This is a genomic window from bacterium (assembly GCA_023145965.1).
In the GTDB taxonomy this organism is placed as follows: Bacteria; UBP14; UBA6098; order UBA6098; family UBA6098; genus UBA6098.
In genome coordinates this window covers 1-15,611 of record JAGLDC010000080.1, presented here as the reverse complement: position 1 = coordinate 15,611, position 15,611 = coordinate 1, and the positions used below count along the sequence as shown (strand labels likewise).

General features: G+C 41.4%; 21 protein-coding genes. 4 read left to right on the top strand and 17 right to left on the bottom strand.

Features of this window, described 5'->3' with window-relative positions:
- Nucleotides 1-146 precede the first annotated feature (146 nt).
- Nucleotides 147-368, top strand: coding sequence for a hypothetical protein (locus KAH81_07835; protein ID MCK5833564.1), 222 nt, complete (start codon nt 147-149; stop codon nt 366-368).
- 105 nt (nt 369-473) lie between these two features.
- On the opposite strand, the gene KAH81_07830 is transcribed toward KAH81_07835, so the two are convergent.
- From KAH81_07830 to trpS, 12 genes are read right to left on the bottom strand one after another with little or no spacing between them, the layout of a single operon-like run.
- On the bottom strand, nt 474-1,160 hold the full coding sequence (locus KAH81_07830; GenBank protein ID MCK5833563.1) for a hypothetical protein: 687 nt from the start codon (nt 1,158-1,160) through the stop codon (nt 474-476).
- On the bottom strand, nt 1,157-1,540 hold the full coding sequence (locus tag KAH81_07825; protein ID MCK5833562.1) for a PAS domain-containing protein: 384 nt from the start codon (nt 1,538-1,540) through the stop codon (nt 1,157-1,159). Before KAH81_07825 ends, KAH81_07830 begins: the two co-directional genes overlap by 4 nt.
- The gene (gene coaD / locus KAH81_07820; protein MCK5833561.1) at nt 1,534-2,022 is read right to left on the bottom strand and encodes a pantetheine-phosphate adenylyltransferase; all 489 of its coding nucleotides are present in this window, start codon (nt 2,020-2,022) and stop codon (nt 1,534-1,536) included. The genes KAH81_07825 and coaD overlap by 7 nt, the downstream gene beginning before the upstream one ends.
- 5 nt (nt 2,023-2,027) lie before the next feature.
- Nucleotides 2,028-2,681, bottom strand: a complete 654-nt coding sequence (locus KAH81_07815) for a hypothetical protein (GenBank protein MCK5833560.1) — start codon at nt 2,679-2,681, stop codon at nt 2,028-2,030.
- 46 nt (nt 2,682-2,727) lie between these two features.
- Entirely contained in the window at nt 2,728-3,636 is a 909-nt protein-coding gene (locus KAH81_07810; protein MCK5833559.1) for a fumarylacetoacetate hydrolase family protein, read from the bottom strand.
- 11 nt (nt 3,637-3,647) lie between these two features.
- Nucleotides 3,648-4,547: a DMT family transporter gene (locus tag KAH81_07805; GenBank protein MCK5833558.1), complete on the bottom strand. Its 900-nt coding sequence runs from the start codon at nt 4,545-4,547 to the stop codon at nt 3,648-3,650.
- Between the two features lie 20 nt (nt 4,548-4,567).
- On the bottom strand, nt 4,568-6,940 hold the full coding sequence (locus KAH81_07800; GenBank protein MCK5833557.1) for a SpoIIE family protein phosphatase: 2,373 nt from the start codon (nt 6,938-6,940) through the stop codon (nt 4,568-4,570).
- On the bottom strand, nt 6,937-7,260 hold the full coding sequence (locus KAH81_07795) for an STAS domain-containing protein (protein MCK5833556.1): 324 nt from the start codon (nt 7,258-7,260) through the stop codon (nt 6,937-6,939). The genes KAH81_07800 and KAH81_07795 overlap by 4 nt, the downstream gene beginning before the upstream one ends.
- A 58-nt stretch (nt 7,261-7,318) precedes the next feature.
- On the bottom strand, nt 7,319-7,825 hold the full coding sequence (locus KAH81_07790; GenBank protein ID MCK5833555.1) for a nitroreductase family protein: 507 nt from the start codon (nt 7,823-7,825) through the stop codon (nt 7,319-7,321).
- Between the two features lie 7 nt (nt 7,826-7,832).
- The gene (locus KAH81_07785) at nt 7,833-8,648 is read right to left on the bottom strand and encodes a hypothetical protein (protein ID MCK5833554.1); all 816 of its coding nucleotides are present in this window, start codon (nt 8,646-8,648) and stop codon (nt 7,833-7,835) included.
- Between the two features lie 3 nt (nt 8,649-8,651).
- A complete protein-coding gene (locus KAH81_07780) occupies nt 8,652-8,876 on the bottom strand; it encodes a hypothetical protein (protein ID MCK5833553.1) in 225 nt (74 codons plus the stop codon).
- 2 nt (nt 8,877-8,878) lie between these two features.
- Nucleotides 8,879-9,886, bottom strand: coding sequence for a tryptophan--tRNA ligase (gene trpS, locus KAH81_07775; GenBank protein ID MCK5833552.1), 1,008 nt, complete (start codon nt 9,884-9,886; stop codon nt 8,879-8,881).
- Between the two features lie 283 nt (nt 9,887-10,169).
- On the opposite strand from trpS, the gene KAH81_07770 reads away from it, so the two are divergent.
- Complete coding sequence (locus KAH81_07770; protein ID MCK5833551.1) at nt 10,170-10,481, top strand: DUF3467 domain-containing protein; 312 nt, start codon at nt 10,170-10,172, stop codon at nt 10,479-10,481.
- Here KAH81_07770 and KAH81_07765 read toward each other — a convergent pair whose 3' ends face one another.
- The gene (locus KAH81_07765) at nt 10,482-10,784 is read right to left on the bottom strand and encodes a carboxymuconolactone decarboxylase family protein (protein MCK5833550.1); all 303 of its coding nucleotides are present in this window, start codon (nt 10,782-10,784) and stop codon (nt 10,482-10,484) included. It abuts the gene before it with no gap.
- A 74-nt stretch (nt 10,785-10,858) separates the two neighbouring features.
- Here KAH81_07765 and KAH81_07760 point away from each other — a divergent pair, with 74 nt between their 5' ends.
- Nucleotides 10,859-11,071 (top strand): DUF1858 domain-containing protein, encoded by a 213-nt coding sequence (locus KAH81_07760; protein MCK5833549.1) that lies wholly within the window; start codon nt 10,859-10,861, stop codon nt 11,069-11,071.
- On the opposite strand, the gene KAH81_07755 is transcribed toward KAH81_07760, so the two are convergent.
- The 4 genes from KAH81_07755 to KAH81_07740 all read right to left on the bottom strand — a co-directional run bounded on the left by KAH81_07755 (nt 11,068) and on the right by KAH81_07740 (nt 14,633).
- A complete protein-coding gene (locus KAH81_07755) occupies nt 11,068-11,760 on the bottom strand; it encodes a hypothetical protein (GenBank protein ID MCK5833548.1) in 693 nt (230 codons plus the stop codon). The two genes, KAH81_07760 and KAH81_07755, sit on opposite strands and share 4 nt — an antisense overlap.
- Before the next feature lie 27 nt (nt 11,761-11,787).
- Entirely contained in the window at nt 11,788-12,498 is a 711-nt protein-coding gene (locus KAH81_07750; protein ID MCK5833547.1) for a hypothetical protein, read from the bottom strand.
- 67 nt (nt 12,499-12,565) lie between these two features.
- Nucleotides 12,566-13,954: a SpoIIE family protein phosphatase gene (locus KAH81_07745; protein MCK5833546.1), complete on the bottom strand. Its 1,389-nt coding sequence runs from the start codon at nt 13,952-13,954 to the stop codon at nt 12,566-12,568.
- 64 nt (nt 13,955-14,018) lie between these two features.
- Nucleotides 14,019-14,633 carry a hypothetical protein gene (locus KAH81_07740; protein ID MCK5833545.1) on the bottom strand — a complete coding sequence of 205 codons (615 nt, stop codon included), beginning with the start codon at nt 14,631-14,633 and terminating at the stop codon, nt 14,019-14,021.
- A 98-nt stretch (nt 14,634-14,731) separates the two neighbouring features.
- Between KAH81_07740 and KAH81_07735 the strand changes: the two genes are divergently transcribed.
- A complete protein-coding gene (locus KAH81_07735) occupies nt 14,732-15,562 on the top strand; it encodes a hypothetical protein (protein ID MCK5833544.1) in 831 nt (276 codons plus the stop codon).
- Nucleotides 15,563-15,611: the final 49 nt, after the last annotated feature.

The following is a 15,611-nucleotide window of genomic DNA, read 5'->3' as shown; positions in this document are numbered from 1 at the left end:
GAAAAATATTCCACTCGACCTTAATTCCTCACAATATGAAGATAAATGGGATAAATCCTTTTGGCAAGGCTTTTCGATGAGGGGATTAAATTTATTTTGGGTAACGTCTATTTAAAATAGCCAATAATAGAAAAATCCCGATCACAGTGCCGATAGGGATAAAAAGAAGCGTTACAATCGATAAAATGACGGAGGCTACCGGAGCCCATTCTTCCAGATGGGTGATTCTTCGGGTGACTTTAAGGTATGCAAAACCAAGTCCAACCGATGCTAAAACGCCTACAAAACTAGCAAATATAACTATCAGGGAAACAACAAAAACTCTTCAGAGTAGTTTGAAATACTCGAATACACTGAAAACGCGATAAGCACTACGAAGCTGAGTGTGCCGATAATTAAAAAGAACCACCCGAATATTTAAATGTCTTAGATACCGCATTCGGTATTTCATATATGTAATTTATTATCCTCGCTTATTCGCTTCTCCATCTTCGCTCGAACCATCGGCAAGCAGAGAATATCTCTTCTGTAGGCCCGATCTCATGTTTCCCCGGTTCGACTAGAAGTGTATCGCCAATCCCATTTTCAATACAGGCTGTATGGAATATCTCGTTATAGTCTCGATTCCAGTCGAATTCGCGAGTGATAATATAGAATAACTGTTTATTTGAGGCTTTTGGATCGAATCTTGTAACTGCACCCAAATGCGCGCAGTCGGAAATCGCTCCAGCGAATAACCGAGGATACTTAAGCGCCACTCCAAGAGCCTGCGCTCCCTGACCACTAAAACCGAATAGAATTATCCTAGTAGGATCGACCTTGGGATTTACCAAAAGCTTCTCAGCAATATGGATAATATCTTTCTCGTTTAACTGTGAGCTTCTATGGTTACGGGTTTTCCCGCAGGTAGCTATAACCCAGCCTAGTTTGTCATGAACAAACGATATTGAATCGAGATCGCTCGGCTTTGCACCATTACAGGAAAGATAGATAAGAACAGGGACTTGTTCTATAATAGGTCCTGAAGGATATTTGAAACAATCGCTATCATCGTCGCAAAAAACGCATGGGGGTATTTCTTTTGGACTCCAACCAGCAAAAAGACCGCAGGGGACGATCAGAAAAACAATAAGCCACGCGTTATTTACTAGAAATCTCACGGAATTCGTTTTTCACCTTCGAGTCTCTTGATTTCGGTAATATCCTGAACAACCTCCACAACACCGAGGTATTTCCTGTTTTTATCTCGAACCGCGAAATAGCGGATGTGTAAGAATCTTTCCCTTTTATTAATCCAGTATTCTGCGGATTCTCGTGTGTCTTTTCGCATCTCGTCAATTATCTGGATAACCTCTGGAAGACATCTCTCTGGATGACTTGAATAAACATCCTTACCAATAGACTCTAATCGCCTCGGAAATATCTTATTATCGCCTTCATTGAAAAAAGCGATTCTATCTTCAGAATCAACGAAGGATATCTCCACTGGAAGAGCTGCAAAAATCCGTTCTATTGTTTTAATATCAATATTTTCTAGCATAAATCCTTAAACCTTTTTTCTAGGTTCACTGCTACCAATTCGGGAACGAAATGTCGAATATCGCCGCCGTGTTGCGCAATAGTCTTCACCATGGTCGAGTTTAAAAATACATTATCCAAACAAGGCATCAAGAATACTGTTTCAGCCTCAGGGAACAACTTTCTATTAGCTAAAGTCATTTGAAATTCATACTCGAAATCCGATATAGCTCTAAGGCCTCTGAGGATGGCTGAAACACCCAGTTGAGCGGCAAATTGAGCAGTTAAGATGCTATACCCGACAACCTCGATATGATCATATTTACTCACTACCTTTTTAATCATTTCGATTCTCTCATCAACGGTAAAAAGGGTTTCTTTTGCAAGGTTGACCCCAACTCCAACGATAACTTTATCAAAAAGCTCTAAGCCTCTAGAGATAATGTCTAAATGACCGTTAGTTATTGGGTCGAAACTTCCTGGATATAGGGCTGTTTTCAATATTATTCCTATTTTTCTACCTGTTCTTGAGGAGGCTGTTGGCCCATCATCTGATTCCAGTTAACATCTTGAAACTCGACACCTTGAGGAATAGCGAATGATTCCTCAGGAATTTCGATGTTGAAAGCAATCTCTGTAGTTATAGTTTTTGATTCGAAGGGTAATAAGGTTTCAGATCTCAGCAAAACCGGAAAATCCGGATTATCAAAAATCCAGAGCTTGGCTTTTTCCTGAGGGCTATCGACTTGATAAACCTTGCACCTCATACCAGCTACATCTTCGATGCCAAGGCTATCAGCACTCTGAAGCAGTTGAGGGTTCTTGCCAAAAGCACTCATGGTTTCTTTCCAGTTCTCAGGCGCGCTCATTGTCTGGCCTGTTGGCTGGTTCTGCGCGAAGTTATATATTTTCTTTCCAATCCATAACTGTATAACTTCTTGTTGGCCCATCTCAGATGTTACGGTGGTTATGGAACGGCTTTTATCTCCAGAAAATACAGTTTCTGTTTTTAATTGACCTGTCATACCATCCTGAGTAATAGTAGAAAGAGTAACGATTTTGCCACTCGTTATGATACTCTCTTCGAGAGCTTTCGTTTTATCCGAACACCCAATGATCAATAGGGCTAGGATAACGCTTAAACAAAGGATATTTTTTTTCATTTTTCTCCTTATTAATTTTTGCCAATTCACTGATAGTTTACAAAATTTATAATGCTTCGTCAATAACTGTATTAGATAGCTTCCCTAAAAGATCGATGTTAATATCGACTCTATCTCCATCGTGTAAAAAAATCGGTTCTTTCCTAAAAAACCCAACCCCGTTAGGTGTGCCTGTTGCCACGATATCCCCAGGTTGAAGGGGGATAGCCTGGCTTATGAAAGAAACCAGATAAGACACATCGAATATCATATTACTTGTGCGCGAATCTTGCATGATGCTATCATTAAGTTCTGTTGTGATATGAAGATCGCTCGGGTCTATTATCTCATCTGCGGTAACCAGATAGGGCCCCATTGGCGCAAAGGTCGGGAAGGTTTTTCCTCTAAGCCATTGCTTATCAGTGAATTGAATATCCCTTGCGCTTACATCGTGGAAGATAGAATATCCCACAATATAATCCATTGCATTCTCTTGCGAAATCCTATGGCAGTGTTTGCCTATAACAAAGGCGAGCTCTCCCTCGAAATCGAGTTTTTCAGTTAAACCCGGTTTTATAATTTCACATTTATGGCCCGTTAAAGCGAATGCAAATTTAGAGAAAAGAATTGGCCTTTTTGGAAAAGGCTTGTTTTGCTCGATGCAATGATCCCGATAATTCTGGCCTATACAAATTATCTTATTTGGGTTGACAATCGGCGGTGCGAAATCAGCCTCGTCTTCTCCGATATAAAAATGACTATCTTCAATTTGATCAGTTTCGACGCGCTCAGCTAACCTATGTATCTCATCGAAAGCCATAACGCCAACCTCGAGAAGAGTGCGCATGTCCCATAGAAATGGGGGGGAGGTCTCGTTGTAAAGGGCTCCATAAGCTCTATCGATTAGAAGCAGCCTATTACCTGTTTTAAGAGCTATTACTGTTCCATCGGAAATTTTAATTGTAGCGAGTTTCACCGAATTACCTCCTATCCCAAAAACACTAATGCTGTTCCTGTAACTGCAATCAATGTGCCGAGGATAGAGACCATAGTAACCTTTTCTTTGAAATAATAATGGGCGATTGGTAAAAGGAATACTGGAGGTAAAGCCATTAATGTCGATGCTATACCCACAAAAGTATTTTGAACCGCGATCATCGAAAGCCACACCCCGAGGAATGGTCCAGTAAAGGCACCAAGAGCAATATACTTAATAGCACCAGTTTTCTTAGAAGAATGGATAGTTGTTCCGATCTTTTTTTGTAAAACCGCAATTAACCATACTAAAGGTATCGCGAAGCTCACTCTAATAAGCGTTGCTGATAGCCCAGAAAAATCACCAAAAAGCCCTTTTTTAGACATAGCAAGACCAACCGCCTGTCCCACAGCACCACCTAAACCGAAAAGAATGCCAGTAAGATAGTGCTTTTGACCATTAGATGGCAGTGATCTTCTGCGGTCGATGATAACTATCATAACACCACTAACTGTAAGGACTATAGCAAGCACAGCCATATAATCGAGATTCTCTCCGAGAAATACCCAGGCGATTATTGCACTGATTATCGGAACTAAAGACATTAATAGCATCGATAAATGTATGCCAATTCGAATAAAAGATTCTAACAAGCATGAATCACCTAGAGCGAAACCAATTATACCCGATAGACCCAGCCATAAAAATCTTTCTGGTGCCGCATCAATAGGATAGAACGAACCATAAATAAGCACATGGAAAATAGAAAGATATAAACCAGCGGCCAAAAGCCTCAGCCTATTGACAACTACCGAACCAACCCGCCGACCACTTTCGGTAAAAAACGCAGAAGTAAAAGTCCAGCACACGGCCGCGCCTAAAGCAGCTATTTCACCGAGATATTGATTCATTAACATGGAAGGCTAATAAGTTATTCACCTTTAGGTGCTTTTAGTTTTATAATTGTAACTTTATTGCCATCCACGGTTTCCGGTTCATAATGAACTTCATCGACGAACTGTTTAACGAGATAGAGCCCTATTCCGCCAATGGCTTGATCGGCGGTGGCTTTGCCATCGTAGCGATCTAGTTTTTCCTTAAAATCGAATGGAATACCATAATCAATAATCTCTATCTTTAAACCACCATCGAATGGGATGAATTTTATCTGAAAGGTTTCAGAGGGATTCCCGCTATATGCATGCATTATTACATTATTAACTATCTCATCGAGAGCCAATTTGATTTGGTATGTAGCCTTATTGTCAAATCCGCAATCATTGGCAATTTGTTCGGCAAGTGTAGCGATTTTATCGAGCACATTAGTATGTGCCGGTAATCTGAGAAGGGTTGATTTTTCCATCTGCAGTTGCGTAGGATACTTGATTGGCTCTTTGTTGTATTTCCGATTTAGGATAAGCATTGTTATATCGTCGCATTGCGGAGCACCATCGGCAAAATTATCTATCTTATCCAATATTTCATGAGCTATTTCCTTACATTCGCGTTCATTGGCTCCTTTAAGATTGAAGGCAAGTTTTTCCAGCCCGAACTCTTTGCCACTTTTATCCATGGCTTCGGTGATGCCGTCTGTGTAAAGAAACATAGTGCTAGATGTTGGAAGTTGGAATTCTGTAGTTTGGTAATGAGTTGTGGGTAAAGCTCCAAGAGGAAGACCAACATTCATTGGTATCTGCTCGACTCGGCCATCGGAGTATATACAAATAGGTGCATTATGTCCAGCACAAGCTAAGCGTATATCCCCGGTGTCCAATTTATATTCGCAATATAATAGTGTTACGAACATCGAGGAAAGATTCCCCTGGGCCAATCTGTGATTGACACGCCTGAGTATTTCGGCGGGGGAGTGGCCCTGTGAAGCGACCTCGCGGATTAAAATCCTTGTCATTGCCATGAAAAATGAAGCCGGTGCGCCTTTGTCCGAGACATCGGCTATAATGAGCGCTATTTTACCTCCATGCAATCTAAAGAAGTCAAAATAATCACCCCCAATTTCGAGTGCCGGCCTGTTAAAACCATATATATCTATTAAGTCAGCCAGTTCCGGGAATGGTGGAAATTCATGAGGTAGAATACTCCTCTGAATTTCTGCGGCAATAGTAAGTTCATGGCGATAGCGCTCTTTTTGAGCAGTCGTCTTGCGAATATTTTCTATATGTTCCGATATTGCTGCACCCATAGTATTAAAAGCGCGGGACAGATCGCGAATTTCTTTCGGCCCATTCTGATCCGATAATCTTTGCTCATAGTTGCCGTCGGTGTATTCCTTTATTTGCCTAACGAGCCGTTTAAGAGGAGAAGTAACGGTCGATGAAATCAATATTACAACCGCAATCAATATTATCACTATTAATCCAGCAAAGAAAAAAGCCTTGTTCCTAAGCGTAATAAGCGGCTTAAGTATTTCATCACTTGGATAAACTATAGTGAAAGTCCAACCGGTAGATTGTATTTCAGTTGTGATTATCCACGATTTCTTCCCGAAGAATGGGTCCGGCATCTCGATATAATTTGCAACATTAGGCTTAATCAATTTGGCAAAATCGCGCATAGCGGGAGTCTCTGAGTTTTCGATCATCTCCCATATAGTCAAGCTGGAAAGGATGTCCTCTCCCGGGTAGGCAATAAAATGACCATCTTTGCTAATAATGAAGGCATAACCCGTTTGCCCAATATGCAATTTCTTTATTCTACTAACGAGCTCGTCAAGCGCGATGTCGATAGTAGCCACTCCTACGGTCTTTCCGTTGCATTTGATGATCTCAGAATATGTTGTCATCAAAATGGAACCGCCACCTTCATCGAAATATGGTTCGCTCCATGAACCGTGTCCGTCAGCTATCGGTCTAGTAAACCATTCCCAAGATGTATAATTATAATCGTCGGTATCGAGGTCATTATAGATAAGGCTATCGCCTATTCTATAGAAGTAGGGCGCGAAACTTCCCATTCGTGTTGCCGAAGGAATGAACGATGCTGTCGAACCATAAATGAATTGGTCCTTTTTGAGGTTATGTCTTAACTTCCTCAAGACATTCTCTTTGGAGCATCCTTTAGAATCCGAAAGAGAAAGCGCAAGTCCTTCCGCAGACATACGAGCCGATTCGAAAAGGACATCGAATTCCTTTGCGTGCGACCGCGCAAGCTCATACGACTCTCGCGTAATTTGTTTTAGGACTGTTTCCTTGCTTTCTTTGAAGCTAATATAAACAAGAAGTCCGAAGAGTATAACAAGTATTGGAACGAGAGTTAAGAGTAAGCGCGATTTAATGTTGGTTATCAACCAAGTTCCTCTATCTTATTAACGATCTTGAATATACTCGAAAAACCGGATATATCGAGAACCTCGGCGACGCTTTCCTGCGGCGAGATGAGGGCCATATCGCCGGTGTTGGCTTTAAGGTTTTTATATGTGGCCAGAAGAACTCTCAAGCCGGCACTGCTCATATAATCTACATCCGAAAGATCGATGGCAATCAGGTGATTGCCTTCGCCTATCTTATCTTTAAGAGCCTGCTCGCAGTCGGGCGAAGTGTGGCCGTCGATTCTACCGGAAAACCCCGCGATTACCCACTTTCCTGAATTCTTGAAATCGATGTTCATGAAACCTCCCAAAAATGATTTGTTGTCTAATAATTATAATGGATTTTTTCCTGATAACCTACCACTTATTGTAATGCACTAAATCTTCGAGTGAAATACGGTTCTTTTCCCTGCCTTCTTCATTAGGGATACCGATAGTCAATAAACCCACAACCCATATCTCATCTGGGACAGAGAGAAGCTTTCCTACTTTGTCATTATTAAAAGCACCCAACCAGCATGTGCCTAATTCTAAGCTTGTTGCCGCGAGTTGCATATGATCGAGGGCTATCGAGCAGTCGATAAAATGCGCAGGATTTCCCGAGGACATGGTATATTCCTCTGTAGAACAGACTGCGATAAGAGCGGCAGCTTCGCCCACGAAGGCTTGATTGCGGCAAGCTGGAACTAATGCTTGTAACATCTCTTTATTTGTTACGACAATGAAAGCCCATTTTTGTCTATTTCGTGCAGAATTAGCAAATCTGCCAGCAGATAGTATCTTATCTAGGGAGCCAGGTGGGAGAGCTTCGCTTTTATACTTCCTTATAGATTTTCGTTTCTTAATAAGTTCATTGAATTCCATGTTGCTCCTACTCAATGTTAATCGATAATTCATAACTGCTGGGACCATCTATGGATGCAACAAGAAGGATGAAATCGTCGCCTCGATATAATGAATTATAGAGTCGTTCAGGGCCATAACCTTCGGTTGCAGCGCTTTGAATGACAGTGAGCGCACTACCGTCATAAAGAAATAAATCAAGGTCGTAACTGGAAGACCAACTGAGCTCGGCGACTAAATATCCTGTCCAAACCGCTTCGAAGTGATATAGGTCCAAATCTCCAGTATATTGGTCTGGTGGGGAAAAACCCCCAGAGGTTAAATCTCCACGAATATTTTTACAGTGAATAATTCCCAGTTCTTGCGAGAGAAAAGCATCATTATTGGGTTCGAGTTCATATACGATAGTATCTGGGAAATCACCATAAAGCGGCACATTGTAATAACTTACATGTCCATAACTTGAAAAAACTACTGCATCGCCTGAACCAAAAGAGCCGTTGCGATTGCCATCGTGAAAACCATAGTAATTCGGATAAATTCCATATGCAGTAGAGGATTCGATCCCATAATTTCCGAAATCGAAGCCCTCAAATTCATATTCGCCAGTATAATCCGGTGTTACTGAATCTACCCGGGCCATTCCAGTTGTCTGGAACTCAACTAAATAGACTTTAATATCTGATGCTGAAACACCGCTAAGTTCGCCTAGATTGACCGAACCAGCGAGTAAATTTTCCGTAGCAGATGGACCAATACCTTCGGAACAGGATAAGCAAAAAATAAATGTAACTCCGATTGCTAGGAGAGTGTAAACACCAGCGATTTTGCCTTTAAAAAACATTATTTATCGGGATAACGCTCCGTTAGGGTAGGATTCGATGCAGATGCTACAGTCCGTGCATAACTCATCGTCGATTTCCACTCGATCAGAGCGGGAAATAGCGCCTTCGGGGCAAATAACAGCACAATTCTGGCATTCAGCATTCTCAGGAACGGAGGTGCAAGAACATTTTGTTTTGCAACCATCGTCTTTCCAACAACAGAAATCGTAACTGACGATTACACCCAATTTTAAACCTCCGGTTTATACATCTTTATCGCCTTGCGAACAAGAAGCATGGTTTCGTTCGCTCTTTCACGTGCGCGCTGGGCGCCTTCTGCAAGATATTCGTCCAATAAGGCTTTATCAGCAAGTAATTCCTCGCGTTTAGCCCTAAAATCCTTAAAAAATTCTATTATTGCTCCAAGAAGTGCCCTTTTGCATCCTACGCATCCTGCCGAGGGATCACCAGCACTGCATTTTTCCTTGAGATCCTCTGGAAGATCGGGATCGTAAATCGTGCGGTATATGTAAACAGGGCAATTTTCGGGATGACCGCGATCTGTTTTGTGAATCTTCGCCGGATCGGTAAACATCGACATGACCTTCTTTTTGGTGATATCCGGGCTATCTCCCAATGCAATAAAATTGCCGTAGGACTTTGACATTTTCTGACCATCTGTTCCAGGAAGTACCTGGAATTTGGTAACCAACGCCTCGGGTTCAGGAAAAACATCCTCGAATAGATAATGGAAACGCCTCACGACTTCGCGTGTAAGCTCAAGATGCGGAAGCTGATCCTTCCCGACGGGCACAACATTGGCGCGGTAAATTAATATATCTGCCGATTGAAGCAAGGGATAGCCAAGAAAACCGTAAGAATCGAGACCGAGAGATTCCAATTTTTCCTTATAACTCGGAACTCTCTCGAGCCATGGAATGGGAATGATCATCGAAAGCAAAAGGTGAAGCTCGGCGTGTTCTTTAACATGCGACTGCACGAAAATCGCTGTCTTCTTAGGATCGAGGCCGGCGGCTATGTAATCCGCAGCCATCTCATAGATACGCGGGATCAGTAACTCTGTATTCTCATAGGAACTGGTTAGCGCATGCCAATCGACAATGCAATTGAACATCTCATAATTACCGCTGTTCTGCAGTTCAACCCAATTGCGAAGCGCACCTTCATAGTTGCCTAAATGCAATGCTCCCGAGGGTTGCATCCCTGATAATAGAACCTTTTTTTTCTTCTCTGACATTCTCCCCACTCTATCTAAATTCTTCAATGAACCCATTTTAAACAATTTTTTCTCAACGTCAAGTTTTGTGCGCCATTATGAAGGTCGTTTATCTTAGAAATTGGAATAAACATAACTTTCCGAAAAGCTCTGTGCTGGAATGAAGTTGGGGAATTTGATTTACTACTTACTGGAATTTCAGCTCTAATTCAAATTTAGTTACCGATCCAGAATCCTGTTTTCTTATTAATAATTGCGAAACCACTCATTCCTGTATATACTTGCAAAAAAAGAAAGGAAGAAGATGCAAAGAGAAAAATCACCGAGGCAAATACAAATCGAACTTCCTCCGGATGTCGCAGAAGGTATTTATGCTAATTTCGCGGTAATTACTCATTCGCCAAGCGAGTTCGTTATCGATTTTGCAAGAATGGTTCCCGGAGCACCAAAAGCCAAAGTCCAGGGCCGAATAATTATGACACCGATGAATGCGAAAATGCTTCTCAAAGCTCTCGGAGATAATATCGAGAAGTTCGAGAAACAGTTTGGTGAGATAAAGACACCGGATAAGAATCCCGATGCAAAGGGTGCTATAGGTTTTGGCAACGAACAATAACTAAATGTTACCGAATATCGCGTCCATAGCATCGAATGCTGTCCGCAAATGAGGAATCACGATGCTTCCACCGATGACGAGCGCAATATTGAGGGTTTCTATGATCTCTTTACGGGTTGCCCCCTCGGCTACCGAACGATCGAGATGGTAAAGAATACACTCATCGCAACGGAGTGCTGTGCTAACTGCCAGACCCATTAGTTCTTTAGCTTTAGATTCTAGCACCGGCTTCATATGCCAAACTATAAGACGGGAAAAACGGTTTATTGGAGCAAAACACTCGGCGAAAATTCTCTTGTTCATTCGAGATCAATAATCGCGGGAGCCTTTTATATCTGTGGTCGCCGTCGAACCTCCATTTTTTAAAAGGATAAATTATGTTAATCGAACCGAATATGCCTGTTGAGATTCTTTTGGACAAGTATCCCGAGTCGCATGTCTGGCTTCTTGAGAAAAGACTACATTGCACTCAATGTGGAGAACCTGTCTGGGGCACAATCGAGGAATTGATAGTTTCAAAAGGTATGGACCCACAGGCGATCTTAACCGAATTGAATGAATTCCTCGAAAAACAAAACCCGATTGTTTAAAGGGAATCAGCATAATATAGAAGAACAGTGCCCTCAGATTCGACTGTGCAATACATGGGGATATGAGGTGCCATTTTTCGGACATAAAGCTTAATATCCGGTGCAAAAAGACCTATAAGGCCTCGTCCGTCAATGTCGAGTTTATAGCATTCGATTGTATCTTCACCAGTCGAGTTGGTAATCATTGCGGCTCCATCGAAGATCCCCTCATACCCATAAACATCTAAATCAGGGGTAACTATGTCGAATTCGACGGCCCAATTATCCTTATGCCATGGAAGACCCCAAAACGCTGCCCACACAAACCAGGCATGCAACGAGAAATCGTCGACGTCTTGGTCTATATATTCAGTGCTTGAACCCTCATACCAGCATGAACCCGTTAAATGGTTACCATTCCATTCTAGATAGGCAGTTTTTTCCTCCGAATCAAGATAAAATTCCCTAGCTTGCCACGGAATCCGGGTAAAAACAGCTCGAAGATTCCAATCGAAGGATATCCCTCTTTCCTGATATACCAGTAGAGTCTCAGATCCTAGAGAAATACTATCTTTGATTGAGATGCATTTTAGATTACCATCTGGATCGATTGCGATATAGCTCACCTCATCTATATCTTCGGGATCATAATCAGGTTCTACAACTGAAGGTCTTGAACAAGAAAGAATGACGAAAAGACTAAAAACCAAAGCAAAATGGTATTCTAAATTATGAATTTAATCATATTCGAGTTTCTTCACCTTGCCGAATTGAAGACCCAGTGTAAAAGAGGGACCTCCTATTTCGATAGGCGAGAAATCGAGCTGTCTTTCATTGGGGCTTCCCTCGATCGATTGAGTTTCCCATGTGAGTGTTTTTTCTTCTCCAAAAAACCATAAATATGAAAACTCGAGGGATATAGCACCTATTTCAGCAATTGGAATTTCCACTCCGAATCTAGGGAGAAGAGCAAATACCGGGACATTTTCGCTTACTTCGCCAGTTTTCCCAAGTTCACTACCTTTAACAGTTGCTAAACCACCACCGGCACCGATTCCTCCCATGATATGAACCGCACTGGTCGTTCTAATGAGGTCAACAAGCAGTGTTGTCCATAAAGCATTAGTTTTGATATAAACATCATCGTTGCCGCTGCTTGCCCAGTTATAACCTCCGATTAGGCCAATACGATACCTACCTCCGGGATATAAATATAATCCTCCTCCGGCCCTAAAGGCAATCGAAGGCAGGGCATCGATGTCTATTGCTTCGGCAACGGTCGGAGAATCGGAATCGACAGAAAACGTGCTTCCGCCGAAAAAACCACCCAAAGTAATACCTTTAAGTGGCAAATCACATCCCGGGCAGGGCTGAATTGAATCGTGTGTTTGTGCAAAGGATATAGTCGTGGCAATTATTACCAATAAAAGAAAAATAGCTGGTTTCAAAATAGCCTCCAATTCTAAAATTTACATACCTCAAATTAATAGAATAATAAGCAGGGAATCGTATATTTTAAACCTGTTTTTTCATGAACTTCAGACCGAGGACTGTAATATCGTCAGTCTGTTCAATACCTTCAGAGAAATGGTCAACCTCTGAAACAATGGCACATACGATATCCTTAATCGAATTATTGAAATGGGTTTTAAGTGCATCTTCAAGTCGTTGCTCAGTAAAAAAGATATTATTTTTGTTTATCGCCTCGGTCACGCCATCTGTATAAAGGAAAATACTATCGCCTTCACCAAGGGCAGTTGTGAGGTCGATATAAATGAATCCTTCGATAACGCCCAAAGCGAGTCTATTTTCAGAATCAAGTGTTTCAATTGCACCATTTTTTCTGATAATATAGGGGTTGTTGTGTCCTCCATTACTGTAAACAAGCATTCCGGTTCGAGTATCGAGGATTCCGCAAAAAGCGGTAACAAACATACATGAACTGTTTTCTCTGCTAAGCTCTTCGTTGACTATCGAGAGGATTTGCTCGGGAGGCAAATCATTTTTCGCGACGAATTTAATAAGTGTTTTTGTAATAGCCATCATCAAGGCTGCGGGAACACCCTTTCCGGCAACATCTCCAATAACAAAGCAAATTCGGTTTTTGTCGATAGGGAAGAAATCATAGAGGTCACCACCTACCTCTTTTGCCGGTTTCATCGTAGCGTATATATCGAAATCATCCCGGTCGGGAAATGCCGGGAAATGCTTGGAAACCATGCTCATTTGAAGCTCATGTGCAATTTCAAGTTCGCGCTTCATTCGTTCATTTTCGGCAAGTTCTTTGTAGTAACGGTCGCGTTCTCTTTCTGTTTCGCGTTCGCGTCGTAAATTATGAACAATGAAAATAAATATCGCCATACCGACAAGATTGGCTCCTATCATGGGAATAGTCACCATCTTGGCAGCCGTAAGAGCCGCTGAGAAAGGTTTAGCGATAAGTAAAACCATTCCATCGTGCACCAACTCGATAAACAGCACTAAAAGAAGGCCCTCCCATATCTCCACGCGGCGCAAGCCTTTGTGTTTTGCATAGAAACCGGCTATAACACCTGCAAGAACAGTCGAAAGACCGCAGGCTACACGGGTGAAACCGGGCATAAAAAAACACCTATGTGCGCCACCGATGAGACCTGTAAAAAGACCTACGATAGGGCCACCAGCAAGTCCGGCAACGATAGGCCCTAAGTCACGCACATTAACTATAGCTTCTCCTATCTTAATGTCGGTTAAAGAACCATAGATTGAGAAAAGGCCGAAAACGATTATTAAAAAAAGCCGGTTTTTAAAATAATACCGTCTTTCGATGGCATCTATAAAAAATCTTGTTCGAGTGGCAAGATAGGCTACTACTATAATCACAGATAGTTTTTCGATTAAAGCTAATAGGTTATCGAAAATCAAACTAAATCCTGCTAAGTGTTAATTATTTCGCAAAATAATCGTTCAATGTGTGTTAGGCAAGCGATTAAAATTTAAACATGAATATTCGCGAATAGAATTCAAATCTCCAACAATCAAATTCTAGATCAGGATGAACCATAAAATCATCGTTGGATAATTCATCCCATACGAAACCTCTTCCAATCAAAAAAGCGAAACTAGCTCTTTTTGATAATGCTCTTTCAAGTCCCATCTTGAATGCTACTTCATAAGCGGTTCCAGTTATTTTGAGGCCGTTATGTTCTAATGTCATCCAACGATATGAAGCCGACAATTTCATTGGAAATAACCATTTCCCCGAATCCGACATCTCGTAGTTATAGATTGTGACTAAACCGAGCGATCTGCTCTCGATATCAGTCATTTGAAAATCGCCAAACAGGTCTGAGGAGTGTGAATAAGCAATATTTGCTCCGAGTGAAAAACCATGCGTTCGCACCAAAAGCGAGAGTGATGGTGAAAACTCATCGTATAGAATGCCCTCATCGATAAAAAGGGGAGAACCACCGGAAGGTTCGGTAACGTTTATCATAGTTAAGTAACCGAGCGTGGGCATGATCTCGATTTGGGTAGCGCCTATTTCAGCAATAAACAGAAATAATAATAGGGCTAATATTTTATATAAAGTTTTGAAATTCATAGACATAAGATAAAGCTATGATGTAAGTTCGCAATATAATTTAAAAAATTTACTGTTAGAAAAAACAATTGAACAACGACAATCCGATAATATACTCTATGAAAGAAAGGTTTTTTATGTTCAAAGTAAAAGCGCTTATTTTAATGATTGTCTTATCTCAAGTAGCTCAATCGATACAAGTTTCCCCTGCTTTTTTCACCTTGCTAGATGTTCGCCTTGGAGAAAATTACCCCATAAAAAAAGAACTGATCATTTTCAACGAAAGCAACGATAGCGTCGAATACAAAATAGATGTTTCCGGTATTACGCTAGATAAAGTGATACTCGAAGGCTACTTGCCTTTACCCAGTGGGGATTTCTTAAGTGTCGAGGGCGAAGGGACTTTTATTATTCCCCCAAGATCTAAATTATCGAGAGAGATGTTTTTAAGCATTCCTTGTGGCGTAAGCTATTATAATCAAGCATGGGAAGCAAACGTTCGTGTTTCCAGCGGAAACAGCACATTCAGGACTGCTGTGACAACGCGCTATTTTATCGAAACGCCATCAAGTCCTATGCGAAAAAGGCATAGCCCATCTGGGGAATTAGCAGTTGCACCATCCTCTATTTCTCTAAGCAGCGATTCCCCAAAAGCTGAATTTCGGGTTTATAACAACAGCGGAAATTCACTCGAGCTAGAGTTATTTGTTTTTGTGCCAATCAGTAAAGATGGACTCACTATAGAATCCACGCCCGGGTGGAATTTTAGACCTGAATTATTATCAGCAATAGAGTTGGATAAATCCACAATCTCAATCGAACCCGGGAAATCAAAAAAAGTAAGGATCAAAAAGACGAGGACCACAAACATAGATGGTGAAGTATTAATTATGATTTCGTCAGAATTTTACAATCGGTTTATAAGGGTGTTTGTTGAGCGGACTCCATAATTTGCAGTCAGATTATACAACAATCTAAGAGACATTTCGATTAGCGTGA

Bases quoted from the DNA above. Each gene is read 5' to 3' on its own strand.
- KAH81_07825 (MCK5833562.1), bottom strand. From the start codon at position 1,540: ATGCTAGAAAATATTGATATTAAAACAATAGAACGGATTTTTGCAGCT.
- KAH81_07815 (MCK5833560.1), bottom strand. From the start codon at position 2,681: ATGAAAAAAAATATCCTTTGTTTAAGCGTTATCCTAGCCCTATTGATC.
- KAH81_07805 (MCK5833558.1), bottom strand. From the start codon at position 4,547: ATGAATCAATATCTCGGTGAAATAGCTGCTTTAGGCGCGGCCGTGTGC.
- KAH81_07795 (MCK5833556.1), bottom strand. From the start codon at position 7,260: ATGAACATCGATTTCAAGAATTCAGGAAAGTGGGTAATCGCGGGGTTT.
- KAH81_07790 (MCK5833555.1), bottom strand. From the start codon at position 7,825: ATGGAATTCAATGAACTTATTAAGAAACGAAAATCTATAAGGAAGTAT.
- KAH81_07785 (MCK5833554.1), bottom strand. From the start codon at position 8,648: ATGTTTTTTAAAGGCAAAATCGCTGGTGTTTACACTCTCCTAGCAATC.
- trpS (MCK5833552.1), bottom strand. From the start codon at position 9,886: ATGTCAGAGAAGAAAAAAAAGGTTCTATTATCAGGGATGCAACCCTCG.
- KAH81_07770 (MCK5833551.1), top strand. From the start codon at position 10,170: ATGCAAAGAGAAAAATCACCGAGGCAAATACAAATCGAACTTCCTCCG.
- KAH81_07765 (MCK5833550.1), bottom strand. From the start codon at position 10,784: ATGAACAAGAGAATTTTCGCCGAGTGTTTTGCTCCAATAAACCGTTTT.
- KAH81_07760 (MCK5833549.1), top strand. From the start codon at position 10,859: ATGTTAATCGAACCGAATATGCCTGTTGAGATTCTTTTGGACAAGTAT.
- KAH81_07740 (MCK5833545.1), bottom strand. From the start codon at position 14,633: ATGAATTTCAAAACTTTATATAAAATATTAGCCCTATTATTATTTCTG.
- KAH81_07735 (MCK5833544.1), top strand. From the start codon at position 14,732: ATGAAAGAAAGGTTTTTTATGTTCAAAGTAAAAGCGCTTATTTTAATG.